The organism is Paenibacillus sp. FSL R10-2771 (genome assembly GCF_038000205.1).
GTDB lineage: Bacteria > Bacillota > Bacilli > Paenibacillales > Paenibacillaceae > Paenibacillus_AQ > Paenibacillus_AQ phytohabitans.
Window position 1 is genome coordinate 386,620 of the sequence record NZ_JBBOBM010000001.1, and the last position, 25,948, is coordinate 412,567.

A 25,948-nucleotide genomic window follows, 5' to 3' on the forward strand; every position below is an offset into this window, starting at 1 on the left:
CAATAATCATTTTCTCTAATAATCACTACACATGCTAAATTATTCAATAAATAGGGCCTTATTGTATATAAATATTTCGATTTTAGGAGGTTATGAAATGTTCAAAGGATTGGCAGGCAGGCAGGTGACTCTTATATGCTGCTCTATTCTACTACTCTCGTTCGGTTTATTAAGTGCTTGCAGTGAGGGGCAATCTTCCCTTTCAGATACTGCCGGAGAGAAGCCGTCCATCTCAATTCTTGCGCCGCTGCATTTCCCGCAGACCCCTTCCAAGGATCTTATCGCCGAGATTGAGAGACTGACCGGGACGCAGCTGAATATTACCTGGGTGCCGGAGGGCGTGTACACGGACAAAATGAATACGGCGCTGACCACCGGTGCCCTCGGCAAAGTTACATTTGTGAAATTCACCGATTATAATCCGGTCAAGAATATGATCCGTTCCGACGCTTTTTGGGAGATTGGACCGTACTTGGAGGAGTTCCCGAATCTGCGCCAGCTGGATGCTTCTATCCTTAAGCAGACCACGGTGGACGGAGGGATTTATGGCCTCTATACGGAAAGACCTGCTTCCAGGCAGGGAATTATTATCCGTAAGGACTGGCTGGAGCATCTGCACCTGAGCCCGCCGGGGACACTGGATGAGCTGTACGAGGTGATGAAGCAGTTCACCTATAATGATCCGGACGGGAACGGCAAAGCCGATACCCTCGGACTGGTAGACCGCAATGACCTGGTGTACGGGGTATTTAAGACGTTAAGCTCCTATTTCGGCACGCCGAATAACTGGAAGATTGAGAACAACCGGTTTATTCCGGAATTCGCCACCTCTGAATACATGGACACGATGAATTTCATGCGCAAATTATATAACGAGGGGATTATCAACCAGGATTTCGCCCTGACGAGCAAGGATGTACAGCGGGATAAGTTCATCCGCGGGACGGCAGGGATATTCATCGGGAGCATGACAGACGTGCAGCGGCTGTCGATTGAGGCCAAGGCAATTAATCCCCAGGCGGAGCTTACTCTGATTAACCGGATTAAGGGGCCGGACGGGTACAAGGTATGGTCGATTCCCAAGTACAACGGCCTGTATCTTTTCTCCAAAAAAGCCATTGCCACAGAGCAGGAACTGAAGCAGGTGCTGGGGTTCTTTGACCGCACGATGGATAAGGATGTAGCCAACCTGATGGTGTACGGCTTCGAGGGCCGGCATTATCAGCTCGATGGGGAGGGGAAGGTGATCCTTCCAGAGGAAACCTCCCAGCTGCGTGTATTTGAGGTGAATCCGCTCTATTCCCTGATGATTGCCGATATCGGTAACAAGAACATTATGGAGGTCGCGCAGAAGGAGCAGCTGACGGCCCTTGCCGACCAGCTAAGCCAGGATAATGAGCAGTTTCTGGTCGATGACCCGGCAGTACGTTTAACCTCCGCTACCTATGATGAGAAGAACGCCGAGCTGTCGGCCATTATCGTAGATGCTACCTACAATTATATTCTGGGCAATATCGATGCGGACGGATTCGCCGGAGAGGTTGAGAAATGGCAGACCAGCGGCGGCAGTATGATCATCCAGGAATATACGGAGGCGGAGGCGAAGGCGCGGGCTAGTGAGGAATAATTGGTAAAAGTACATATTTAAGCTTGTCCACCCTAATTCTAACTGGTATATTTTGTATAACGAATAAGGTATTATCAGTTATCACAAATATGGTTAGAAAGGTGGTTATGAATTGAGGGCAATGAACACGATATTATCAGAACTGGAAGATTACTTGAAAAGAGAAGCTTTGACGATAACCCAATTCGCCAGGCATTCCCAGCTTCATTCCGGGACACTCAGTAATATCGTTCATGGGCACCGGCCCATTGCGATGCAGCAGCTTGACCGGATCACCCGGGCGATGGGGCGGGAGGAAGGCTTCTTCTATGACTTGTATATCGATAATTATATTATCGAAGGTTCTTCAGACTGGCGCAGAATTGGCCCGCTGCTGCTCCGCTGTGCAGATCTGGACAAGCTGGACAGCATTCAGAGAATCGCCCGCCATATTATGGACAACCTGATGTACGCTCCCCTGTTGTTTGATACGGCGGAGGAACTGTTCACTGCCGGGAAAATGGAGGCAGCCGCCGCAATCTATGAGATTGTTGCCGAAGGCGAACGCTTCCAGCATTCCGAACGGCTGGCGCTATGCCAGTATAGGTTATTTATGATTTCAATCAGTGATGATCAAGACAAGAACCTGCGGATAGCTAACCGGTTCGAGCCCTTCGTTGAGCGGTTGGATGAAGTGGACCAGCTGGATGCACTCAAAGAGCTTGCCAATACATACCGTTCCTTGCAGCGCTGGGACAAGGTCGATGAATTTGCCGCCAAAATGGGCCATAAGGCCAGAATTCAATATGATATGAAGGAACGCCCCCAACGGAGAACCTCCGAGCGCATCAAACATCCCGGGAGACCCTTGTTTTTCTATATAGCGTACAGTAACCTGCTTCGTGCTAATGTGTGTGATGAGCTTGGTGATTATGAGCAGGCCTTGGCCTACACCCATGCATATGCAGATCTAGGTTGGGTAAAGGAGCAGGGAGATGAGGTAGAGCATTGGAAGAACCTGTTTATGGAGTGGTCCAAAGCTAATGTTTGTTTAACCAGGTTGCTGAGCGGGGACTCTACGTTAATTGGGCAATATGCTGCCTATATCGACTCGCAACGGGAGGAAAGACTAACCGGATTATTATATATTCTGAAGGCCGCCAATAAATATAACCTTAATGTTGACGATACCTTGCAGCAGTTTAAGCAGGAAATCGAAGAGAGTGTTAATGATCTGGTCCAGGGGAGATACTCCCGGAAATTAGTGTTGGACCGGCAGGCGAATCTGTTGCTGGAATTGGCCAATTATTTTCTGGTTAAAGGGGAATATGACAGCGGCTTGGAATTTCTCTCTAAATCGGTTAAGAAGTATCAGGGAATAAATGATGAAAAGTATAAGATTCTCGGCGCATTGACCAAGATCCTCAAGCAGTCTGGTAGCAGTGCGGGATGATAAAGGGGTGAACAAAAAGACCGTAGCTGCTGAAGGGGCAACAGTTCCAAAGTCCTTCTTCATGCCCATTCCAGCCCCACACAGAAGCCTGCGGCGGGGCTTAACTGTATATATCCTTTGTCATAGAGGGTAAAGGGGTCATGCGTGGTATACTTATAACTAATTTACCATAATTGACCAAGGGAGTAGTTATAATGTCGAAACATCGCTTGTTTGCTCTACCATTAATCTTAATTGTCCTTATTAATCTGGTAGCAGGTACAGCACATGCCGCGCCAGTCAAACCGGCAAATCCTAAATTCACGGAAGTCTCGATTTCGTTGATCACAGGGGCAAAAACTGATCTGACCACAAAGCTGAAATCATCAGCCAAAGTGGCCTATCTCTTTACCAGCAGCAATGCAAAGATTGCATCGGTCACTGCTGCCGGTGTGGTAACTGGAATCGCACCCGGCAAGGCGACGGTTACTGCTACGGTCTCCCAGAAAGGGTACAGCGGCAAAGCAAGCATTGTTATTCAAGTAGCAGCAGCGGCCAAGAGTGGCAGTACGGCTAATGTATCGGCTAAACCCGTTGTTTACAAAGATATGGTGCTGCTGGATACCGACATCCGCAAGGGCTTGCAGACCTTATATAAGAAGGATTATGCCAAGCTGACAGCGGATGAAGCCGCTCAACGCGATAAGCTGATGAATATCGACCGCCAGCAATTGTTAGCGGGCTTACAGTCACTGGTTATAAAGGCAGCTCCAACGTGGTCAGCAAGTATGGTGCAGGATTTCGCCGCCCATAACCTTGAGGGCAATATCAAAGACATTGCGGCCCTGTTCTCCAAAGCCGATTCAGACAAAGCTTCGCAGACAGCAGCATTGGAGATACTCAAATCCTTCAAGACGGATAAAGCGCTGAAAGCTTTCGGTAATTTGCTGATGTCTTCAGCAGATGCGGATCTGAGATACAGCCTTGCTTATCTGATTAGCACGTTTGAAGGGAACTCAGAAGCGCTCTCGATTCTGATCAACGCTAATTTCAAGGAGACGGATAGCAAGACGCGGACCAATATTGCTGCTTCTTTAATCCCGGTGGCCGGAAAGAACCCGGATATGATTAATAGTGTCATACTCATTTATGGACAACTCCCGGATGCGGAGAAATCCCAGTTCTCAGGATTCTTTGCCTATGATGCTACCCGGACAGAATTGTACAAGGCTTGGAAAACCGTCTTGAACGATAACCTCCAATCCCCTGTTGATGCACTCAAGAACGCTTCAGGCATCCTCTTGAACGATTTGATGAAATATCCGCATTTCCAGAATTAAAGAGTTAGGAATATAAAAGCATCTGTAGCGACAGGCATTCGCGAAATAGCGGTAGTCCAGGACCTTATTACATCCTTGGGCTGCCGCTATTTGCATAGGGAATCCGCTGAATTGGCTGGTTTTTATCTAAAAAATTTCACGTGATCTTGATTTTCTTTCCCAATATTGCAGGGCTTATCCATGTATGACATACTCATCAGCAAATGGTTCACTCTATTGAACGGGTGAGCGGGATGAGAGGGGGAGTGACATGGATAAGCAGCAAGCTGTCCGGTTAATCAAGGAAGATTTTCAAAATGTGCCAGAAAATATTGCCGGCCATCGGGAATGATACACGCCAGTCGATTATTACAGCACTTATGGAGACTACCTGTAAGAACGGCCTGCGTGTAGGCGAGGTTACGGAACTGACTCATCTGTCGCGTCCGGCGGTGTCCCATCAACTTAGAATTCTAAGAGAGGCTGGTATCATATGGTTAGAGAGGAAGGGGCTAAGAATTACTATTTTATGGATGTCAGAATCAACCTCGGTACGCTGAAAAATGCGGTAAACCATCTCGATGAGTTCATTGAACGGTTTTATTAGACAAAAGCGGAGGTTCCATCATGAAAGCAATGGTTATCGAAAAATACGGACAAACCCCGCTGGTGTTAGCCGAACGTCCAGTGTCTGAAGCGGGTGAGCATGAGGTGCTCGCGGAAATCCATGCGGCAAGTATAAATCCGATCGACTTCAAAATCCGGGATGGTAAAGTGCGGATGTTATTGAAATATGAGATGCCGCTTATTTTGGGAAATGATTTCTCGGGTGTGGTTATCCAGGTGGGGATAAGGTGAAGAAATTCAGGGTAGGTGATGAAATCTACGGCCAGCCCGGAAAAAGCAGGATCGGCACCTTCGCCGAGTATATTTCTGTTCATAGATGATATCGCGTGATGCCCGGCAGCCTTACCTTCGAATAGTTTCTCCGCAAATGCATCTACAACATAATATTTCATATACCCGTCCCCAAGAAAATGAAATTAAATACCATTTAACCGTATCCTCGTATGGTTTACGACTCTGTACTATACAACGCGTGAAGAATCTAATCCAACAAGCAAACGGCAGACGGCATTCTCATCGCCCCATTGTGCCGCTGTACAACTGCCCCAGTCGAAGAAATTCTCGGGTTGCTGATTGAGTGTGACGTAGATTCGTTACTTGAAGAGGGTGAAAAGGGTGGTAAGCGCGCGAATTACAGTCAAGTTCACTGTGTAACCGCAAAATTGTTGTACAAATTACAACTTTGGTTCACAGATATCCGGGTAATCCGAAGGATTGTTGTACGAAATACAAGAATTTCCCCGCTGTGCCGCCAGTTGGAGGAGAAATGCTGCATTCTGTACAACAATTTTGAAATTCGGCCAATTTATTGAGGGAAATGTTGTATTTGGTGCAGGATTTTTGAGTAATATTGGATTTGCTCCCCTCCTGCTCCCCTCCTGTTCCCCTCTGCCGCTCTAATCATAACTCCGGCGCTCCTTCCTCCCCGACCTTATCACACTATTTCCAGTTCTTAATCAAGCCCCGCCGCTCCCCAGCCCTGCCGATCTATTCCCAGCTCCATAGGTTCTACCCTCAGCACTCAAATCCCAGCTCCGCCGCGAGCGAAGCGGTGGGGCATTCCCTTTGCCCCCCTTTCAGGGATATACATTGAAAGGGCCCACCCGTGGAGCGGCAGAAAGGGACGGAGGGAGGTTTGGAACTGTAGGAGCGATAGCGTCCGCCTTTAGGTTTGGATTTCTACCGTAAGCAGCGGTCCGAATCAAGAAATCCAAACCTAACAGCGGCCGGAAGTCCAAAGCTCACGCAGTCCCGCCCGGCGTCGTTCCCAAACTGCCGCTCCCAAACCGCTGCTCTCAGCCCCCATGCCCAGCCCACCGCACAATGTATATCCCCCTCCCCCCATCACACGATAATCATTAACCCACACCCCCAGCCCCAGCGCGCCTTTATGAGTAAATGATTGTATTCGTAATCCTCCGTGGACTGTAATGTGAGGCTTGTAACCAATACAAGTTAAACGGAGGTCAAAAAGGAATGACAAAAAAATCCTTCACCCTGCTCCTCAGCTCGCTGCTGACACTCAGCATGCTGTCCGCATGCGGCGGCAACAACAATAATGAGGCGGCGGCAACCAAAGATCCAGGTGCAAGCACCGGAACCAACACGGCAGCGGCTACAGAGCCAGCAGCAGAACCGGAAAAGCCGACAGAGATCAAAATCATGCTCCCGCTGAACACGACAGATACTCCACCGGACACGATCAAGACGGAAGTGGAGAAATTGACGAATACGAAGCTGACCTATCAGTTTTTCCCGGCAGATACCTATGAAGAGAAGCTGAACTCCTCCTTCGCCACGGGCTCACTGCCGCAGGTTACGTATCTGAAGAATCAGACGACCTTCCTGCAGATGAAGGAAGCGATCAAGGACGGACAGTTCTGGGAGATCGGGCCGCTCCTCAGCGAATTCCCCAACCTGAACAAGCTGAAGCCGGAAATCCTCAATAACACCAAGGTAGACGGCAAGCTGTATACCCTGTATATCGGCCGTCCGCTGGCCCGCCAAGGGATTATCTACCGTAAGGACTGGGCGGATAAGCTGGGACTCGCAGCACCAGCCAATACCGAGGAACTGTTCGCAATGGCTAAAGCCTTCACGGAGCAGGACCCTGACGGCAACGGGAAAAAGGATACGATCGGGGTGGTTGACCGGAATGAGCTGGTGTACGGGGCGTTCAAAACCGTCTCTTCCTGGTTCGGCACACCGAACAACTGGGCGGAAAAGGACGGCCAGCTGGCTCCGGAATTTACCTTCCCGCAGTACTTCGACACAATGGATTTCTTCAAAAACCTGCGTGACGGTGGATACATGAATCAGGACTTTGCAGCAACCAGTAAAACGGATGCGGTAAATACGTTCACCAGCGGTAAAGCAGGACTGTATATCGGCGGTTCCATGCAGGATATCGATTCCCTGAACAAGGACTTGATCAAGAACGTGCCGGATGCCGTGCTGGACACACACAGTATGGTGGCCGGACCTGACGGCAAGTTCGCCCAGTGGATGATTCCCGGCTATAACAACGTAGTGCTGTTCCCGAAATCAGCGGTTAAGGATGAAGCAGAGCTGAAGAAGATTCTGAAGTTCTTTGATTACATGATGACTCCTGAAGTGGCCAACCTGATGTACTGGGGGATTGAAGGTACACACTATACCGTGGAAGACGGCAAAGCCAAAGCAACAGATAATAAAGAGCTGATTGAACGTGAAGTCAAAGGCTTCAAAGACAGCGTAATCGGCGAATACGAAACGAACGGCATGTACCAGAGTCTTAACGTACTGCCGGGCCGGATTCATGCAGAAGAGCTGGTGCTGGAGAATGTGAAGGTAGGGGTTGCCGATCCTACGGCAGCGCTCGATTCGTCAACCTACACTTCCAAGGGTGTTGAACTGCAGCAGATCATTACAGATGCCACTTATAAATACATGTACGGCCAGCTCGATAAAGCCGGTTTCGAGAAAGAAGTCGAGAACTGGAAGAGCCGGGGCGGGGCCCAAATCATCGAAGAATACAATGCCGTGTACAAAAAATAAGCAGAACGCAGCAGCTTTGACTGCGGGCTGACCACATGAAAGAAGGCTGCCCCGGGTTAGCGCTTCGGCAGCCTTTTTTTCAAATATAGAAGAATTTACAGAGAAAGGAAGAGAATCATGCAGGAAGTTACCGCCCAGCCCCGTGTAGTTCCCGAACCGAAGCCTAAGAGCTATAAGAGCAGCAGCGAGCTTAAAAAACGGCTGTGGAGAAACAAATTACTCTATGTGATGCTGATCCCCGGAGTGCTGTATTTCATTGTATTTAAATATTTGCCGATGTACGGACTGATTATCTCCTTCCAGGATTACAAGCCTTACCAAGGGATTACAGGGAGCGAGTGGGTTGGAATGAAGCATTTCAGCCGCCTGTTTACCGAACCTGATTTCCTGAATATTCTGGGGAATACCCTGATCCTGTTCGGGATGAATATTCTGATTTATTTTCCGATTCCGATTATCCTCGCCCTGATGCTCAATGAACTCAGAGGCACTTTTTTCAAAAGATTCTTCCAGACCCTGGTCTACCTGCCCCACTTCATGTCCTGGGTTATCGTCGTCTCGATTTCCTTCGTCATGGTGACGATGGACGGGGGGATTATCAACGAACTGCTGGCCTACTTCGGATTCTCCAAAATCAATTTCCTGCTGAGTCCCGGCTGGTTCAGACCCATGTACATCATTCAGGTCATCTGGCGGGAAGCGGGCTGGGGTACGATTATTTATCTGGCTTCCATCGCTGCGATCGATCCCGGGCTCTATGAAGCTTCGCGTATGGACGGAGCCGGAAGGCTCAGACAAGTCTGGCATATTACACTGCCGGCGATCCGCGGAGTCATCATTACCCTGTTTATTCTGAAAATCGGTTCCGTACTCGATCTTGGATTCGAACATGTCTACCTGCTGCTCAATTCCATGAACCGGGAAGTTGCGGAAATTATCGATACGTATGTCTACACCGCCGGACTGCGGCAAGGGCAGTTCAGCTATAGTACAGCCATCGGCTTCTTCAAGTCGATCGTGGGTCTGATCATGGTAGTGACCGTCAACAAGGTATCCAAGAAAATAGGAGAAGAAGGCGTATATTAAAATGCCGCAGGAGGAATTGAAATGGTAGAAGACCGTACGATTAGCGGTAGAATATTCTCCGCTGTCAACTTTACACTGCTTGCCATCATCGCGCTGGTAACGGTGCTTCCCTTTGTCCATGTAGTAGCAGGGTCCTTCACAACCAGCGCAGAGCTGGCGGCCAACAAATTTGTACTGATTCCGAAAGTGTGGAGTCTGGAGGCCTACAAATTTATTTTCTCAACGAATACAATCTTCAGAGCCCTGGGTGTGTCGATCGGGGTAACACTTATAGGGACTTTGTTCAGTATGTTCATTACGTCGCTGATGGCTTACGGTCTCTCCCGCAGGGATCTGGACGGACGCCGGGTATTTAACTTCCTGGTAGTATTCACGATGCTGTTCCACGGAGGAATGATTCCAACGTTCCTGGTGGTCAAAGAGCTGGGCCTGATTGACTCGTATTCAGCATTAATTCTCCCGTCGGCGATCAGTGCCTTCAATATGATTATCCTGAAGAACTTCTTTCAGAACATTCCTGAAGGACTGGAGGAATCGGCCAAAATCGACGGCTGCAACGACTTCGGCATTCTGTTCAAGATCGTATTGCCTTTATCGCTGCCGGCGATTGCCACGATCTCCCTGTTCTATGCGGTGACGTACTGGAACACTTATATGAGCGCCATTCTGTATCTAGATAACAGCGCCAAGTGGCCGATTCAGGTCCTGCTGAGACAGATTGTCGTGCTGGCCAGCGGGATGGATCACAGTGCAACGCTCGATGGCACGGTGCCGCCGCCGGATCAGACGATCAAAATGGCTGTAATTGTGGTAGCAACGCTGCCGATTCTGATGGTGTATCCATTCCTGCAGAAGCATTTCGCCAAAGGCGCGATGCTGGGCTCGATGAAGGGCTGATGCTGAGGGCAGGCCGGGTATTCTGAAATATGAAAGGGGTATAACAATGATAGGCAGTCTGCCGCAAACACCTTTAGAATGGGCGCAAAAAGCCTGTGATTCTTTGATGGATACGTATCAAGCGGGGGAGCTTCCGCCTGCGCACCGCTGGCATTATCACCAAGGCGTGTTTCTATGCGGGATGGAGCTGCTGTGGGAGGCTGTCCAAGAGGACCGCTATATCGAATACATCCAGCAGTATGTGGATGATCTGGTAGATGAATACGGCAATTTCTATTTTGCCCGGGATGAGCTGGATGCCGTACAAGCGGGGCTGTTGCTCTTCACGCTGCATGAACGGACCGGCAAACTGAAGTACCGGGAGGCTGCGGCTAAGCTCAGGAATCTGCTGCGGACGCTGAACAGAACCTCCGAAGGCGGCTATTGGCATAAGGACAAATATGCGAATCAGATGTGGCTCGACGGGCTGTATATGGCCGGGGTCTTCTCCCTGAAGTACGCGAATGCTTACGGGGAAGAAGACTTGCGCGCAGCGGTGCTGCACCAGGAGCGGCTGATGCGCAAATATATGAAAGACGAGGCTACCGGCCTGCTCTACCATGCCTGGGATGAGAGCCGCCGTATGCCATGGGCGAATCCGGAAACCGGCTGCTCGCCGGAGTTCTGGAGCCGGTCGCTCGGCTGGTACGGGCTGGCGCTCTCGCAGTTCATGGATGAGCTGCCGGAGAAGGATCCGGGGCGGGCCGAGCTGGCCGCCGAGCTGAGCGGCTTCGTGCAGGCGCTGATCCGCTATCAGGACCCGCAGAGCGGTCTCTGGTATCAGGTGGTCGATAAGGGAAATGAGCCGGATAACTGGCTGGAGACCTCCGGCTCCTGCCTGTTCGTCTACACGATTGCCAAAGCGGTGAAGCTGGGAATTCTACCGGCGGAGGCTGAAGCTGCAGCGGCAGCGGCGGCACGGAAAGGCTACGAGGGCTTAATTCAGGTGCTGGAATGGGATGAGCAGGACCGGCTGATTCTGCCGGATATCTGCATCGGGACCTCGGCGGGAGATTACCGCAACTATGTAACCCGCCCGAAGGTCAGCAATGACCTGCACGGAGTAGGGGCGCTGGTGATGGCCTGTGTGGAGATGCAGGCGTTGTACCCGGCCAAAGTGTAGCAGAGCTTGAGGCTGGCGGTTCGGCAGAATCGTAGTGGAGTTTGAAGTGGCTGTATCCGGCGGAAAGCGCAGTAAAGCTTGAGGCTGCCTGGACCAGCAGTGGATTAGTAGAAAGGAGGCGCGCAGTGTTTAATATTGCGGATTACGGAGCGCTCCGGGATAGCGGGGTTCCGGCAACGGCAGCGATTGCGGACGCGATTGAAGCGGCGCATCAGGCTGGCGGAGGTACGGTGTATGTTCCGGCGGGCACCTTCCTGACAGGTGCCGTGCGTTTGCGCAGCAACATAGAGCTCCATCTAAGTCCCGGAGCGGTATTGTCCTTCAGTACCGATCCGGCGGATTACCCGGTCGTGGTATCACGGTGGGAAGGAGTGAAGCAGGAGGTGCACGCGGCCTGCATTTATGGGGCGGAACTGGTGAACGTCTCGATCACAGGCAGCGGGACGATTAATGGAAACGGTGCACCCTGGTGGGAGAAGCACCGGAATCACCCGGGAGAGCTGGAGTATCCCCGCCCGAGATTGATCGGCCTGGATAATTGCAGCCGGGTGACCCTCCGGGATCTGACGCTGATTAATTCTCCCAGCTGGACCGTGAATCCGATCGGCTGCAGCAATGTGATGATCGATAATCTGTCGATCCTGAATCCGGCAGATTCGCCGAACACGGATGGCATTAATCCTGAGTCCTGCCGTGATGTCCGCATCAGCAACTGCCATATCGATGTGGGCGATGACTGCATTGCCATTAAGGCAGGCACCGAGGACACCAAGGAGCGGATTCCCTGCGAGAATATCACGATTACGAACTGCGTGATGGTCCACGGGCATGGAGCGGTGGTGCTGGGCAGTGAGATGAGCGGCGATATCCGCAACGTGACGATCAGCAATTGTGTGTTCAAGCAGACGGACCGGGGCATCCGCATGAAATCGCGGAGAGGGCGCGGCGGGATCATTGAAGATATCCGTGTCAGCAACATTGTGATGGAGGATGTGATCTGTCCCTTCACGCTTAATCTGTATTATTTCTGCGGGCCGCGGGGCAAGGAGAAGTATGTTTGGGACAAGAACCCATATCCGGTAACGGAGGAGACCCCGCAGTTCCGGCGGATTCATTATGCCAATATTACTGCCCGCAATGTTCACGCAGCGGCAGGATTCCTGTACGGGCTTGCCGAGCAGTATGTATCGGAAATCACTTTCACTAATATTGATATTTCGATGGCGAAAGATGCAGTGCCCGGCCATCCTGATATGATGACAGGCATCGAGAATATGCAGCGCCGGGGATTCTACCTGGGCAATGTCCGCGATGTGCAATTTCAGCAGGTCAGTATTGAGAACCACGAAGGACCGGCCTTTTACGTTGAGAATGGGGAAGATGTGGAGTTTCTGAACTGCCGGTCGCGGAACACGGCGAAGCCGGAAAAGCTGGTGGAGCAGGTTACGGTGGAACTGGCGGGGAAATGAAGTCGGGCATCAATTGGGCGGAATATGGGGGGGAAGAGCGGTTGATACCCTCTGACCTTAGTGAATAAACTATATACACAAGAGTCTGGTCCTGTTAGGGGACCGGGCTCTTGTTGTATGTTTGATCACTGTAGCGCTGCTGTACCATCCGCTGCACTGGAAGCTTTCGCCCAATTGCACTTAAGGGATTCATCCATCGGCTGGCCATCGTTCGATATAACTGTATTTTGTACAACTAAAATGATCAATTATTGCGCGAGGGGAGGTTTAATTGCACTCTATACACTTATATAACTCCCCTATGCTATAAAGAGACACTTTTCTCTATTCTAATTGTACAGAATACAGTTATTCCTGCTTTTCCGGTCTTTCGCCGTCTTTTAACTGCACGAAATACAACTATTCCGAAATGTGCATCCGCACTCACTCCTTAACTCTAGAGGAGCTTTGCGGCGTAACTGTCTGCAACACAGGCTAACATCCGCATTTGCTGTCGGGCGGTAACCCGGAGTGTGCAGCGTAATCCCCAGTCAGTTTTTAAGTTCAATATAGTTAGCTGAAATCTTGCACGAAATACAACAATTCTCTCGTGATAGCGGGTTAAATCCGGAATTGTTGTACAAAAGGCAAGCCTGTTGATTCCCCATATTATGGTATGGATATAATTCCCAAAACAACCTTGTTCCTGAGCAGACTAAGTTGAACCTGCCACTCCAGCGGAAGACTAAATATACGCCAATGCTGCATAAATTCCCAAAGGGTCAGTTGAGCAAAGGCAGGCACGTTGGGGTGGATTTCATCATAAACACGTCTCAGAAGTACATAGACCGCAAGGGCCACAAACAATTGGCTGTATACTGCATTTTCAGTGGTTCCAAATAGACATGGCACGTTCAGATGCTGTTTAATCCAGCGGAAAAAGACTTCAATTTCCCAGCGTGCCTTATAGATTTCAGCGATCACATAAGCAGACTCTTTTCTCAAATCGGTCACGACCCGTACGACTTCCCCCCGGTCATTCTCAAATTCTACGACCCGGTGGCGCTTAGCGGATTGGCACTTCCCTTGACCGATATAACAAGTAATATCACGAACAATGTTCGTTTCTCCCTCTGCGGGTCGCTGGAGGTTTCTCGGCTTCACCAAATGGAGATTGTCTTTGAGTCGAATCACAAACGACTGGCCCTGAAGCACATATTGATCCAATCTGCTGATTTTTCCGTACGCCCGATCCTGTACCAAAATGTAGTCCGTATCTGCCAAGACTTCTCCAAACGGAGCGTCATTGCGCTTCGCGATCGATTCCTCCACGTTCACGGGTGAACGCTGACCCTGCGAAAGAGCAACATGCAGCTTAATGCCCCCTCTGAATTTTTTGTACGAGGCCCAAGGCATTCGGGAGTTCGCCGCCGTGACCGTAGTCGAGTCAATCAGCAGAAGATCTTTAGGCAGATTCAGATGCCGCCGGGTTTGACGGTTACATTTCGTGACGAGCATTTGAAAGATACGTTTGAAGATTTCGTAAGGGACTTCACCGGCCTTGCCGGAAAGGGTGGAGTAATGAATCTCAGGCAAGTCAAAGTTTGGGCCTAAGCGGGCACTTTGCCGGAAGCCGTCCCATTTGTGGTAGCAGGCTTGGACAAAGTAATCGAGTAGCAACCCGACGGTCATTTTGGTTCCTCTATCCACGTAGTCCTTGGTTTGTCCGGTCACCATTTCGACTTCATCCGATGTTAACACTTGTTTGAAAACAGCTAAGAATGGGGTATATTTATTCATGAGGTCGCCTCATTTCGGTTTGGTTTGGTCGTACTTACCATTACCCGAAATGGCGGCCTTTTTTGTCCCTTTTTTTGGGAAATCAACACGCCTATACAAAAGGCAACATTTCCCCTACTCCATGTGGTTTAGCATAAGGATTGTTGTATTTCCTACAACAATCCTTATAAATATCCCGGTATTTATGTATCCGAGTTGTAATGCGTACAACATTTGTACTTTTATAGGCAGATGTATCTGCAACCGTGTCCGCGTTCGCAGTCGCATTCGGATTAACGTCAAAGTACCCTCATTTACATCGGCCTCCGCAGGAGGACGTCAGCTAGAGTTATAGAATGAACTTAAGAATCTAACCTGCTGTATTGCGCTGCTGTATTGCGATTGCGCCGCTCTATTGCGAATTCCTTGCTCGGCACAGGGGCGTTAATCGGCTAACTGTCATTCTTAAGTTCAGCTTATATAGCAAAGCAACTTTTGCTGCCGGGCGGCGACCCGGAACGTATGGCGCAAGGCCCGGCGTACCAACCATTACGAACAATATTTGTACTGGCGTGCGTTCAGTATATTTTACAGCCTTCTGAGTATATCTTTTCTCTTCAGGCCGTTCTTCTTGGCGGTGGCATTCCAAAAGGAGTGGGTTGCGGCGAATTTCCAGGCGAAGCGCGGGAAGTTGGGGCTGAACAGCATAGATTCATCTGCGCTTCTGAATTGGATATTAGCGGCCATGCTGTGCATTGCTTTTCCCAGGTTCTTAAGCGGACCCTTGCCGGGAGGGACCTTCTCCAGGGAGCCCAGCATTTCACCGGCACCTTGACCCAGCGCCTGCCCGAAATGAACTCCGGCCCGTGTGCACCAGTGTTTAAGGATATCCAGAGCAATGTGATTCTGACTGCCCTCATAGAAACCATTGTTGATCATAGCATAGACATAGATATCCTTTTCTTGCTCATGCTCGGATTTAAGGTATTCCTCGAGGGTTGCCAGCAGCCTGAACAAGTGTGAAGGGATGGCATCTACATAGAGCGGGAAGGCAATCACCAGTACATCCATACGGCACAATTCGCTGTATTGCGCAGGGGTGAGCGGTCTTTTGTTCGGATTATAGTAGGTTAGTTCATTCCCCGTGCGGATAAGCGGCTCGAGCATCTTCAACAATATACCTGAGTTACTGTTAACGGGCTTGGGGCTGCCGTTGATCATGGCGATGTTCATTGGATCGCCTCCTTAATGCTGTGCAGGCTGTCATGGAAGTACACATGGTTTCCTGCAGAATACAAATTCAGGCTGTTCGCGGCGACCAGCGTTCTGGCTGTGCTTTTTTCAGCCTCGGTGATGTCATCCCCATAGAAATGCACCGATAGTGTGAACTGGTGATCATACCGGTTGCGGTGATGGGTTTCTCCATTCTTGGTGACAAAATAGGGAAGGACGTAGGAAATACTCCGGTTCAGCACATTCAGGACAAAGGGACTGTAGCTGCCGTACATACATTTGCTGATGATAATCAGTTCATCGCTTTTGGAGAACAGCTCACCCAGATGGTTATAGCCATCCCGTATCACGCATGCGCCGGGCGTCCGGGTCCAGCAGCCGAAGCAGCCCATACACTGGCGGATGGTACCATTGTCCGAGATAACAGTCAGCTCTCCTTGCCCGCCCTCTGCCCATCCTGCGAATTCCTGCTCCTGCAGATCGTGCACAATCGTTCTCATGGTTCATGTCTCCTTAACTACAGATTCAAGCGCTAACAAATCACGCCAGTTCCCCGAATAACGCACCCCGTTATTGGTAAGCAGTGAAGCAATACCGTGCACCATCGCCCAGTGTGAAATCAACTGACGGGAGAACTCTGCTTCCGGCAGTCCGATGCTTGTGAACAATTGATAGGCAGTGGTCCGGAATAGAACGAATGGCGGATAACTGTCGGAATTATAGTTGTCTAAATCAATGACTAAGCCTGAGTGGTAGAATAAAAACTGGAAATATTGCGGATGCTCCATGAAAAAATCAATGTAAGCCTGCCCCAGCTGGAACATCGCTTCCTGGCGGTCCTCCTGTCCTTGAACGGATGCACGCAGGGACTCCATAAATTGCTCTGTGACATGCTCACCCATGGCGGATACCAGCACATCTATATTTTTAAAATGGCTGTAGGGGGCGGTGTGGCTGACTTTGCATTCGGCTGCGACCTTGCGCAGGGAAAAGCTGTTGATGCCGTCTGTGTTAATGAGCTTAATGCCTGCTTCTATAAGCTGGCTCCGTAAATTGCCGTGGTGGTAGGGTTTATCCGTCACTTTCCTGCAGCCTTCCTTTCCGTTATCTTTACACTGTAAAGATTGTAGCACTGAATCTTTACGATGGTAAGATACATTGATCACACAAGGCGAGCTGGAAATCATTCTCACCTGTAATTTTTTTGCAAAGTAATTCAGTTTAAGTTATCATTAGTACCAAGTACTAATATCAGATACTATAACTAACGATGAGGTGATATTGATGAAGGGTGCAAGAATTACAGCGATCGGCTCTTATGTACCGTCCCGGAGACTTACGAATCATGATCTGGAGCAAATGGTCGATACCAATGACGAGTGGATTGTTCAGCGGACGGGTATACGGGAGCGCCGAATCAGCCGCGCGGATGAATATACCAGTGATTTATGTGCAGCCGCCGTGCAGGATCTGATGAAGCGTTACGGTAAAAGCGTACAGGATGTCGATATGGTTCTCGTGGCTACCAGTACGCCCGATTTCTCTTTTCCTTCCGTGGCAGCCATTGTGCAGAACCGTCTCGGTATTCCGCTTACTTCGGGAGCGATAGATATGAGTGCCGCATGCGCGGGGTTTGTTTATGCTCTGCATACGGCTCATGCGCTGGTGTCCTCGGGATTGCATCATAAAGTGCTGGTCATCGGCGCTGACGCGCTCTCCAAGATCACGGATTACACTGACCGCAGTACCAGTATTCTGTTCGGTGATGGTGCAGGGGCTGTACTTGTGGAGAGCGGCGGGGATAAAGATCACTTCTTAGGGTTCAATCTCGGCAGCGACGGGAGCGGAGCGCAGCATGTCTACCGGACTGGGCTGGCGGACAAGGTGAACGGAGTGGAGCTTGCCGCTACAGGCAAGCTGGTACAGAACGGGCGTGAGGTCTTCAAGTGGGCGGTCCGGACAGTTCCGCAGGGGGTGCAGCAGGTGCTGCAGAACGCAGGAGTCAGCCTTGCGGAAGTGGATTGGTTCATCCCGCACAGCGCTAATCTGCGGATGATTGAACCGGTCTGTGAACGGCTGAAGTACCCGTTCGAACAAGCGCTGTACAGCCTTGAATATTTCGGCAACACCTCGGCGGCCAGTATTCCGCTTGCCCTCGATCTTGGCATCCGTGAAGGAAAGGTGCAGAATGGCCAGCGGATCCTGCTGTACGGATTCGGTGCAGGCCTCACCCACGCGGGCCAATTGGTCAGCCTGTCACTGGACCCGCAGGTGGGTGCTCCAACACCTCTTTAATGTCAGCAGAAAACACTCATAAGAAGATCCACATCGGACATTTTATCAAGGCGGTTTCCGAATCATTAAATCGTCAGATATCGTGAGATATGTATTAGACTAGCCACAACTATGTAAGACAGCGGCAGCCATGGACGAGAAAACAAAGTCCTGGACTGCCGCTGTTTTATTGAGATAAGGTTTCCCGTTAGCTTAATTCCGAAATCCCTGGGGCAGGCCGAGGGGAAATAGCCCCAATGCTGTGCTAAATATGTTGTTAGCTGATGGATTCGCCTTCACCATTCTCCGGTCCCCGCTATACGTGTCTACTTTACTTTATTCAATAAGATTGTCACCATTCTGCTCAATGTCCCTTGATCGACAAAAGGAGCAAGGCTTGCCAGCAGGTCTGGGCTAAGCTGTTCAGCTTCGACTCCATTAATCAACTTCTCGAGATTTTCCCTGTCCAAAAAAGGTGCGAGGCTCATGATCCGGTCCGCATCGATGGTGCCATCTGCAACCCGGTCTACCAAGCGGCTTAACGTTTCTCTGCTAATAAAGGGTGCCAGCCCTTGAACGGAATTCCAGCTCACGCTGCCCTCATCTGCCTGATGAACCAGTTCATCCAATATACCTGTTCCAAGGAACGGAGCCAGCCGCATGATCACGTCTAAGTTAAGGATGCTGCTGTCTACTCGTTCTGTAACCTTATGCAGAGCGCTTGCTTTTACAAACGGTGCTAACTCTACAAGTTCTTCCATCTCCACCTCACCGGTATTGACCATCTCTGCAACTTGGTCCGGCCTGTTCTCTGCGATCTCCTCAACGATCGTTCCTAGGTGCTGATGCTCCCGATTTTCTGCGTTGTCTCCTGCATTTAGAATGTCGTCTACCGTTTTGCCGAATAACCTCGCAAACTTCGGAAGCGTTCCGATATCCGGAAGCGATTCGCCTCGCTCCCATTTTGATACCGCCTGATGACTTACATTCAGTTGATCGGCAAGTTCCAATTGGGTCAAATCCTGGTCTTTGCGAAGCTTCGAAATATAAGCTCCAATTTTACGCAAGTCGAGCATTGTATACCTCCAATGAAACAAAATGTACAGTGCGCACTGTCGAAAACAGCATAGCATTTTGGCAAACGCAATCCTATCAAGCGATGGTTGAATGGTCACATGCGCTTTATTCAACTGCCGGTAGAATTGTCCGGATTGAGCTTTTGCCAGTTTCATGTATTGTTTTTTTTCTACAAATCATTTCCATTAGCCTGCGCGTTCGCTTTTAAACACAAATAATGGGGACCAAGCCGAAAAATGGTCCCCATAACCAGAAAAACGGTACCTTGAACCATCCCATCAAATGAGAGATTATAGTATCGAAAGCGGTTTCAGTATGGTTCAGGTAAGCACGGAATGATGAAACAGAGGGGAGGTAGTATGCTGCACCCGGAAGAAGGCGCAGCTCAGCGGTTCAACCCGCTTCCGCAGGATTCACGGATGATTAGCGCCGGCTCAACCACGAAGGAGCCGCCTTCCGACTGATTGTTAATGAGATCGAACAGCATATGGGCCGCGAGTACACCGAGCCGTTCCTTGTTCTGGCGGATTGTAGTCAGTGTCGGGCTGGTATACTGGCAGGCCTCGATATCATCACAGCCGATGATGGCGACATCCTCCGGCACACGGAGGCCATGCTCCTTCAAGGCGCGGACCGCTCCCAGGGCGAGCAGATCGGAGGCGGCGAAAATGGCTTGCGGCAGACTTCCGGTCTGGATCAGCTGCTTCATGGCGGCGTAGCCGCTGGGCTCGAAGAAATCGTCACCATGCACGAACCATTTGGGATTCATCGTCAGACCGAAACCGGCAATGGCTTTGACATAGCCCGCTTCGCGCCGGTTGGAGATATCCGAATCGGCCGTACTGCCGATGAAGCCAAGCTCCCTGTGGCCGAGCAGATAGAAATGCTCCACCACTTTGGAGGCAATCTGGTAATTATCCGACATCACATAGCCGGATTTCTTGCCGGTCAGCTCCAGGTCAACGCCGATGCAGGGAATATTGCTTCTATCCAGATCCTGTATGGCAGGCTCCATCTGTTGTCCGGAGATAATGACGCAGCCATCCACATGGAAATGCAGACAACGCGAGAAATAATCGCCGCTGCTGATGAATTTCTCATTGGAAAAGAAGATCAGGTCGTAACCCAGCACGCCCATCTGCTTCTTGAAGGAATTCAGTACCTCTACAAAAAAAGGATGGGTAAACTCCACATTCAGCTCACCGGCAAAAATAACCCCGATCAGATTTGACTTCTTGGTAGCCAGTGTTTTGGCGGAGCTTGAGGGGGTGTATCCGGTTTGTTCGATAATCTCCAGCACTCTTTGCTTCGTTTTTTCGGAAACATCGCTGTAATTATTCATTATTTTCGAAACAGTGGATACAGAGACCCCGGCCATTTCGGCAATTTTTTTGATATTCATCTGCATGCTAAAGTCACCCCCGCTTAATAGTTGTAACAGGGCCAAAAGACGGGTATGCCAGGGTTTCTCAGGCTATAGGGCCGTTCATCGGACACTCGGCTGCTGCTAAGAAATAGTTCTTTCTAGAGTCTATTCAACTTGCCGAAACAAGTCAAAGGTTTATTGCACTCAAGGGATAAGTATGGATATTATCGAAACCGATTTCGATTATTGCAGCTGAGAAATACCCGGCTATGCAATTGTGACGGGTGAGACTGGAAACTAGAGGAGGCATAAAGGAAATGAAAAGAAATGTATCTGCGGTGTTAGCGGCCGCTGTGATCATTACCGGACTATTGTCACCACTGGGCGGCGGAGCGGCAGGCGCTTTGCCTGCGAAGAGTAAGCTGGCAGCTGCGGGGAATGCAACAGCTGCGGTGCAGAACAGAAATTTGACTGCCGCTGAAATGAAAGCGTTTACTGATGTGAGCACGGACAATTGGGCGGCGGATGCCATACAGCGCTGGAGCCGCAACGGTGTGATCTCCGGTTACGGGGACGGCAGCTTCAGGCCGGATTATCAGGTGACGAGGGCAGAATTCGCGGCCATCATCAACCGCATATTTGGCTACAAGGAAGCAGCAGCCTCACTCCCGGCGGATATACCTGCGGGAGCCTGGTACAAGAACGATATCGCCAAGGCGGTAGCGGCAGGTTATCTAAGTCCAGGAGCAGATAATCATATCCAGCCTGCAGCTAAGCTGAAGCGCGGGGAAGCGGTTGTGGCGCTGCAGAGGATTCTCCGGCTGGAGACTGTCAATCATGCAGGGCCGGTGTATAGCGATCTGGCCGGGGCAGCCAGCGAGGTCATTTCAGCAGCGGATGCATTGACTGCAGCCGGCTATATTCAGGGCTATCCGGGAGGCTTGTTCAAGCCGGACGGAAACATTACCCGCGCCGAGCTGGCCAAGATGGCCGATACGCTGGTGCAGGAGCTTCAGTCCTCCGGCGGGGAAGTGAAGCTGGGGACGGTGCAGGGGAATGTGGTGCTGAACCATGAAGGAGGTACGCTCAAGGACAGCATAATTGAAGGCAATCTCTATCTTACCGAAGGTATCGGAGAAGGGGATATCCGTATTGAAGGTGTGCAGGTTAAAGGCACAACCTATATCCGCGGCGGCGGTGAACACAGCGTGACCCTTGCGGACAGCAGTCTCGGCACTATTCAGGTTGCGAAGCCCCGCGGCACAGTCCGCATTGTTGCCAGCGGGACCACAACAGCGGGAACCATACAGCTGAACTCAGGTGCCATCCTTGAAGAAGGCAATCTCACCGGAGAAGGATTCACCAATGTTGTATTGCCGGCGGGGGAGAAAACGGTCACCCTTAAAGGAAACTATGGAGTGGTTTCCACCGCAGATCCGGCAGGAAGCCGCATTGCACTGAACATCTCCGGCAAGCTCGCTAAGCTGGTGTGGGGAGCCTCCGGCACGATTGTGCTGATGGACAAAGCGCAGGTGGCCGAGCTGCTCATTAAAGCCGGGGCTAAAGGCTTGACGATCCAGGGCAGCGGCAGCTTCGGCACCGTGCTGAATCAGGCGGATGATGTTACTGTAGGCGGCTTTGCCCTCAAGCAGGGCAGCAGCACGAATCTGAATCCGGCTGCACCGCTGGCCAGCCAGCCTCCTGCTGCCGCAAGCGGCGGAGAGACTGCCGCTACGGCTACACCGGCTGTGACCCAGACGCCGGAAGCTACACCAGCGCCGACGCCAGTGGTAACGCCGGAGCCAACACCGGAAGCTACACCGGAGCCGACGCCGAAAGCTACGCCGGAGCCGACGCCGGAGGCAACACCAGCGCCGACGCCGAAAGCTACACCGGAGCCGACGCCGAAAGCTACGCCGGAGCCGACGCCGGAGGCAACACCAGCGCCGACGCCCGAACCGACGGCAACACCGGTAATTACGCCGAGTCCGCTGCCTACATCGACCCCGTTGCCGGAAGTCACACCAACTCCGGCACCAACCAGCGATCCGTGGAGTCTCGTGTGGAATGATGAATTCGATGATAATGTCATTGATCCGGCCAAGTGGACTTATGACCTTGGAGACGGAACCATTGTCGGCAATCCGGGCTGGGGCAACAATGAGCTGGAGTATTACACGAGCGACAGGAAGAACGTGAAGGAAGAAGACGGCAAGCTGGTCATCACCGCGCTTAAAGAAGCTGTGGGGGGTAAACCGTATACCTCCTCACGGATCAAAACAAAGGGATTGTACAGCAAACTGTACGGTAAATTCGAGATCCGGGCGAAAGCACCGACCGGCAAGGGGCTCTGGCCGGCGATCTGGATGCTGCCGGAAGATTACACCTACGGCAATTGGGCTGCCTCCGGAGAGCTGGATATTATGGAAGGCTGGGGCAGCCGGCCGAATGTGGTTGCCGGAACCATTCACTATGGTTCCCAGTGGCCGGATAATGTCTATTCCGGCAAGGAATATGTGCTGCCGGGCAATTCCACGATTGAAGATTACCACACCTACTCCATCGAGTGGGAGCCGGGGGAAATCCGCTGGTATGTGGATGGAGTCTTATTCTCCACCAAGAATGACTGGTACAGCAAGAGCAGCGGCCAGCCGGCAATGAATGCGTATCCGGCACCGTTCAACCAGAGATTCCACCTTCTGATGAACCTGGCGGTAGGCGGTAACTTTGACGGTGACCCTACAGAGGATACAGTATTTCCGAGTTCCATGGAGATTGACTATGTCAGAATATATGAGCTAACCGGACGCGAGTACCGGGAACCGGTACCGGTTGAGTTTGAGAAGGAGCCTTATCTGGAGGGAGCTAAGCTGCCGCTTGGGGACGGCAACTTCATTTATAACAGCGGCTTCACCGAACAAGTGGAAGGCGATGCCGGAATGGGCATTCCGAATACAGCGCACTGGGTATTGTACAAGGATGAAGGAGCGGATGCAGCTCTATCGGTTGAGCCGATAGGTGGGCAGAATTTCCTCAAGGTGAACATCAGCAGCGCCGGCGGAAATTCTTATTCGATTCAGCCGCAGGCCATCGTCTCAGTTGCGAAGGGAAGATACTACAAGCTGAGCTTCGATGCCAAGACGGATACGGCGCGTGATATTAGTGTCCGCCTGACAGGCGGGGCGCCGCTGGGATTCCCGTCGTATTCACCGGCGTTCAAAGCTGATCTGACAACGGAGATTCAGCATTTCGAGACGATGTTCCAAATGAAGGAGAGCTCGGATAACGCAGCGCGGATCGAGTTCAATATGGGCACCAATGCATCACCGGTATGGCTCGGTAATGCCAGGCTCGAAGAGATTGAGAGTATCCCCTTCGATCATGACAGTGCCAAACCGCCGCTCGGAAGCGGCAACCATCTCTACAATGGCAGCTTTGATCTGGGCGAGCCGGACCGGCTGAGCTATTGGCATACCACGGCTGCAGGTGGTGCAGCGGTGCTTCCGGTTGTGGTAGACCCGGGCGTCCTCAAGCTTGAAATTTCAGGCGGGGATGGCGGCAGCGCTGACGCTGCATTGCTGCAGAAGGGAATCTTCCTGGTGCAGGGGCACGATTATAAGCTGACTTTTGAAGCCGAAAGCGCCTCCGCACGGACAGCAGTAATTGAACTGCAGGGCAATAACGGGCAGGTATACGCTTCACAGCCCGTGCAGCTTACAGCAGACAAACAGCAGGTAGAGGCGGTGTTCACGAACCTTGCAGGAGCAACGGATCATCTGGGTCAATTCGTCCTGCGGCTTGGCGGGACTGCCGGAACCGTGTATGTGGATAATTTCGTTCTGCTGCGCACCAGCTTCTATTATGACCCGGCCCTGACCTATTACCCATTGCTGAACGGGGACTTCAGCTTCGGCCTGAACAGCTGGGAGCGGCTGGTTACGGAAGACGGCGGGCAGAGTGCAGCGGCGGCAGTGGACGGAGTGGTGAAATTCAGCATTACGAATACCGGTAATCAGCCGTATTCGGTCATGCTGTTCCAGAATGGCCTGAAGGCAGCCGCAGGCTCGGATTATGTGGTCGAATTCGATGCCAGTTCCAGTGTCGCACGCCAGATCAGCGTGAAGGCGGAGAATGCGAAATACATCCCTTCGCTGGATAAGACAGTGGATGTATCACCGGCAACGGGGCATTACAGATTCGAATTCCGGCAGACAACGAATGATACGCTTTCGCTGAAATTCCTGCTTGGCAAGGTGGGCGATGTGAGCGTTCCGCAGAGCCATGACATCATCATCGATAATGTGAAGTTCGAGATCAAGGACGCGCCGGCCAAGCCGCAGGAGCTGCTCGCAGACAGCACCGGTAACCGGGTGTCGCAGCCGATCGAGCTTACCTTCATAGAGAAGGGAGACTGGTCCGGCAAAATTAATGCCGTGAAGGTGGACGGTGTCACGCTCGCGGATGAACTTTACAGTCTGAAGCCCGGCGCGATTATCATCGGTGCCGCAGCATTCCCGGCAGAGGGCAGCTATAAGATTACCGTGGAAGCTGACGGTTATGTAGGCTCAAGTGTCGTTCAGGCCATTCTGGCCAATGACAACAATCTGGTGGTCAACGGTTCATTCACAAGCGGTGACTCGGGTTGGTCGACATGGTCCGGGGGAGGCGGAGTCTCAAACTTTAAGGTGAACGAGGGTGTGGCAGAGATAGAGATTGCCGCTGCCGGCGGCGATACCTGGAGTACACAGTTCTATCAGGAGCATATCAAGCTGGAAGCAGGCAAAACCTACGAGCTGAGCTTCAAGGCCAAATCTACGGTTGCGCGGCAGATTATTGTGGAGTACAGCGGAACCTCGGCCCAGTCAGCTCAAGCGAAGTTTGATGTCACGGCAACCTGGGCGACTTACAGCGCGCAGTTCAGTGTTACGAATGACATCCCGCTGAAGCTTAACTATCTGATCGGCAAAACCTTAGGTGAAGATGGGACGGCAAACAGTACGGAGCACACGATCTCCTTCGACGATATTGTAGTCAAAGAGGTTACAGGCGGTCCTGTCATCGAACCTGCCAGCGGCACACTGGATAACGGAACCTTCAATGCGGATCAGGGCATTAAGGGCTGGACGCAATACTTCGACGGACCCGGCTCAGCCGCAGTCCAGAACGGCGAACTGGCGGTCTTACTGAATTTTACCGGAATAGCCAACTTCGCTGCACAAGTCGATTATAGAGACCTGAAGCTTGTGCAAGGCAAGACCTACACCCTGACCTTCAAGGCCCGCTCGGATGTGAACCGGCTGATTGAAGTGGCCGTTGAACATTTCGGCCCGGATTACAATAAGTATTTACCGGTGACAGCCATTGCTCTGACCGGTGAGATGGAGGCGTACAGCTTCACCTTCACTATGAATGACAGCACCGATGCGGGTGCACATCTGGTATTCCTTATGGGGCTCATTGACGGAAACAGCGCACAGACCAACACGGCCATCCAGGCCGGCAACCATATTTATATCGATGATGTCAGTCTGGTTGAGAAACTGTAACAGTAAAATAACAGAGAACGATAAACGGCCGCGATCCTTGAATTTAAGGATCGCGGCCGT

16 protein-coding genes and 2 pseudogenes are annotated in these 25,948 nt (G+C 51.3%); 12 read left to right on the forward strand and 6 right to left on the reverse strand.

The window, feature by feature from the left end; all coding sequences use genetic code 11:
- The first annotated feature begins 97 nt into the window (after positions 1-97).
- From NSU14_RS01780 to NSU14_RS01825, 10 genes and pseudogenes are all read left to right on the forward strand, one after another.
- The gene (locus NSU14_RS01780) at positions 98-1,627 is read left to right on the forward strand and encodes an extracellular solute-binding protein (RefSeq protein ID WP_171720165.1); all 1,530 of its coding nucleotides are present in this window, start codon (positions 98-100) and stop codon (positions 1,625-1,627) included.
- A 154-nt stretch (positions 1,628-1,781) separates the two neighbouring features.
- Entirely contained in the window at positions 1,782-3,059 is a 1,278-nt protein-coding gene (locus NSU14_RS01785) for a transcriptional regulator (RefSeq protein ID WP_340942383.1), read from the forward strand.
- 194 nt (positions 3,060-3,253) lie between these two features.
- Positions 3,254-4,378, forward strand: coding sequence for an Ig-like domain-containing protein (locus NSU14_RS01790; protein WP_336103404.1), 1,125 nt, complete (start codon positions 3,254-3,256; stop codon positions 4,376-4,378).
- Positions 4,379-4,628: 250 nt separating this feature from the next.
- Positions 4,629-4,964 (forward strand): annotated as a pseudogene (locus tag NSU14_RS01795) (ArsR/SmtB family transcription factor).
- Positions 4,965-4,984: 20 nt separating this feature from the next.
- Positions 4,985-5,298 (forward strand): annotated as a pseudogene (locus NSU14_RS01800) (alcohol dehydrogenase catalytic domain-containing protein); the annotation flags it as partial.
- A 1,162-nt stretch (positions 5,299-6,460) separates the two neighbouring features.
- Complete coding sequence (locus tag NSU14_RS01805; protein ID WP_042139872.1) at positions 6,461-8,020, forward strand: extracellular solute-binding protein; 1,560 nt, start codon at positions 6,461-6,463, stop codon at positions 8,018-8,020.
- A 117-nt stretch (positions 8,021-8,137) separates the two neighbouring features.
- The gene (locus tag NSU14_RS01810; protein ID WP_042139871.1) at positions 8,138-9,106 is read left to right on the forward strand and encodes an ABC transporter permease; all 969 of its coding nucleotides are present in this window, start codon (positions 8,138-8,140) and stop codon (positions 9,104-9,106) included.
- Positions 9,107-9,127: 21 nt separating this feature from the next.
- Entirely contained in the window at positions 9,128-10,003 is an 876-nt protein-coding gene (locus NSU14_RS01815; RefSeq protein ID WP_039305372.1) for a carbohydrate ABC transporter permease, read from the forward strand.
- 46 nt (positions 10,004-10,049) lie between these two features.
- A complete protein-coding gene (locus tag NSU14_RS01820) occupies positions 10,050-11,165 on the forward strand; it encodes a glycoside hydrolase family 88/105 protein (RefSeq protein ID WP_336102045.1) in 1,116 nt (371 codons plus the stop codon).
- A gap of 125 nt (positions 11,166-11,290) precedes the next feature.
- On the forward strand, positions 11,291-12,634 hold the full coding sequence (locus NSU14_RS01825) for a glycoside hydrolase family 28 protein (RefSeq protein WP_042139869.1): 1,344 nt from the start codon (positions 11,291-11,293) through the stop codon (positions 12,632-12,634).
- A gap of 648 nt (positions 12,635-13,282) precedes the next feature.
- Here the strand turns inward: NSU14_RS01825 and NSU14_RS01830 are convergent.
- The 4 genes from NSU14_RS01830 to NSU14_RS01845 form a co-directional block, all read right to left on the reverse strand.
- Positions 13,283-14,374, reverse strand: coding sequence for an IS4 family transposase (locus tag NSU14_RS01830; protein WP_340942393.1), 1,092 nt, complete (start codon positions 14,372-14,374; stop codon positions 13,283-13,285).
- Between the two features lie 606 nt (positions 14,375-14,980).
- Entirely contained in the window at positions 14,981-15,625 is a 645-nt protein-coding gene (locus NSU14_RS01835; protein ID WP_340942396.1) for a hypothetical protein, read from the reverse strand.
- Positions 15,622-16,125 (reverse strand): flavodoxin family protein, encoded by a 504-nt coding sequence (locus NSU14_RS01840; protein WP_340942398.1) that lies wholly within the window; start codon positions 16,123-16,125, stop codon positions 15,622-15,624. The genes NSU14_RS01835 and NSU14_RS01840 overlap by 4 nt, the downstream gene beginning before the upstream one ends.
- Before the next feature lie 3 nt (positions 16,126-16,128).
- Positions 16,129-16,707, reverse strand: coding sequence for a TetR/AcrR family transcriptional regulator (locus NSU14_RS01845; RefSeq protein ID WP_340942402.1), 579 nt, complete (start codon positions 16,705-16,707; stop codon positions 16,129-16,131).
- 202 nt (positions 16,708-16,909) lie between these two features.
- On the opposite strand from NSU14_RS01845, the gene NSU14_RS01850 reads away from it, so the two are divergent.
- Positions 16,910-17,920 (forward strand): ketoacyl-ACP synthase III, encoded by a 1,011-nt coding sequence (locus NSU14_RS01850; RefSeq protein ID WP_340942404.1) that lies wholly within the window; start codon positions 16,910-16,912, stop codon positions 17,918-17,920.
- A 305-nt stretch (positions 17,921-18,225) separates the two neighbouring features.
- On the opposite strand, the gene NSU14_RS01855 is transcribed toward NSU14_RS01850, so the two are convergent.
- Both NSU14_RS01855 and NSU14_RS01860 read right to left on the reverse strand, forming a co-directional pair.
- Positions 18,226-19,131 carry a helix-turn-helix domain-containing protein gene (locus tag NSU14_RS01855; protein WP_081970257.1) on the reverse strand — a complete coding sequence of 302 codons (906 nt, stop codon included), beginning with the start codon at positions 19,129-19,131 and terminating at the stop codon, positions 18,226-18,228.
- A gap of 230 nt (positions 19,132-19,361) precedes the next feature.
- Positions 19,362-20,378: a LacI family DNA-binding transcriptional regulator gene (locus NSU14_RS01860; RefSeq protein WP_039305455.1), complete on the reverse strand. Its 1,017-nt coding sequence runs from the start codon at positions 20,376-20,378 to the stop codon at positions 19,362-19,364.
- Between the two features lie 281 nt (positions 20,379-20,659).
- Here NSU14_RS01860 and NSU14_RS01865 point away from each other — a divergent pair, with 281 nt between their 5' ends.
- Positions 20,660-25,888 (forward strand): carbohydrate binding domain-containing protein, encoded by a 5,229-nt coding sequence (locus NSU14_RS01865; RefSeq protein ID WP_340942408.1) that lies wholly within the window; start codon positions 20,660-20,662, stop codon positions 25,886-25,888.
- Positions 25,889-25,948 lie beyond the last annotated feature (60 nt).

Excerpts from the sequence above, each read along its gene's own strand:
- NSU14_RS01780 (WP_171720165.1), top strand. The coding sequence starts at position 98 with ATGTTCAAAGGATTGGCAGGCAGGCAGGTGACTCTTATATGCTGCTCT.
- NSU14_RS01790 (WP_336103404.1), top strand. The coding sequence starts at position 3,254 with ATGTCGAAACATCGCTTGTTTGCTCTACCATTAATCTTAATTGTCCTT.
- NSU14_RS01805 (WP_042139872.1), top strand. The coding sequence starts at position 6,461 with ATGACAAAAAAATCCTTCACCCTGCTCCTCAGCTCGCTGCTGACACTC.
- NSU14_RS01810 (WP_042139871.1), top strand. The coding sequence starts at position 8,138 with ATGCAGGAAGTTACCGCCCAGCCCCGTGTAGTTCCCGAACCGAAGCCT.
- NSU14_RS01815 (WP_039305372.1), top strand. The coding sequence starts at position 9,128 with ATGGTAGAAGACCGTACGATTAGCGGTAGAATATTCTCCGCTGTCAAC.
- NSU14_RS01820 (WP_336102045.1), top strand. The coding sequence starts at position 10,050 with ATGATAGGCAGTCTGCCGCAAACACCTTTAGAATGGGCGCAAAAAGCC.
- NSU14_RS01835 (WP_340942396.1), bottom strand. The coding sequence starts at position 15,625 with ATGAACATCGCCATGATCAACGGCAGCCCCAAGCCCGTTAACAGTAAC.
- NSU14_RS01840 (WP_340942398.1), bottom strand. The coding sequence starts at position 16,125 with ATGAGAACGATTGTGCACGATCTGCAGGAGCAGGAATTCGCAGGATGG.
- NSU14_RS01850 (WP_340942404.1), top strand. The coding sequence starts at position 16,910 with ATGAAGGGTGCAAGAATTACAGCGATCGGCTCTTATGTACCGTCCCGG.
- NSU14_RS01855 (WP_081970257.1), bottom strand. The coding sequence starts at position 19,131 with ATGAAACTGGCAAAAGCTCAATCCGGACAATTCTACCGGCAGTTGAAT.
- NSU14_RS01860 (WP_039305455.1), bottom strand. The coding sequence starts at position 20,378 with ATGAATATCAAAAAAATTGCCGAAATGGCCGGGGTCTCTGTATCCACT.
- NSU14_RS01865 (WP_340942408.1), top strand. The coding sequence starts at position 20,660 with ATGAAAAGAAATGTATCTGCGGTGTTAGCGGCCGCTGTGATCATTACC.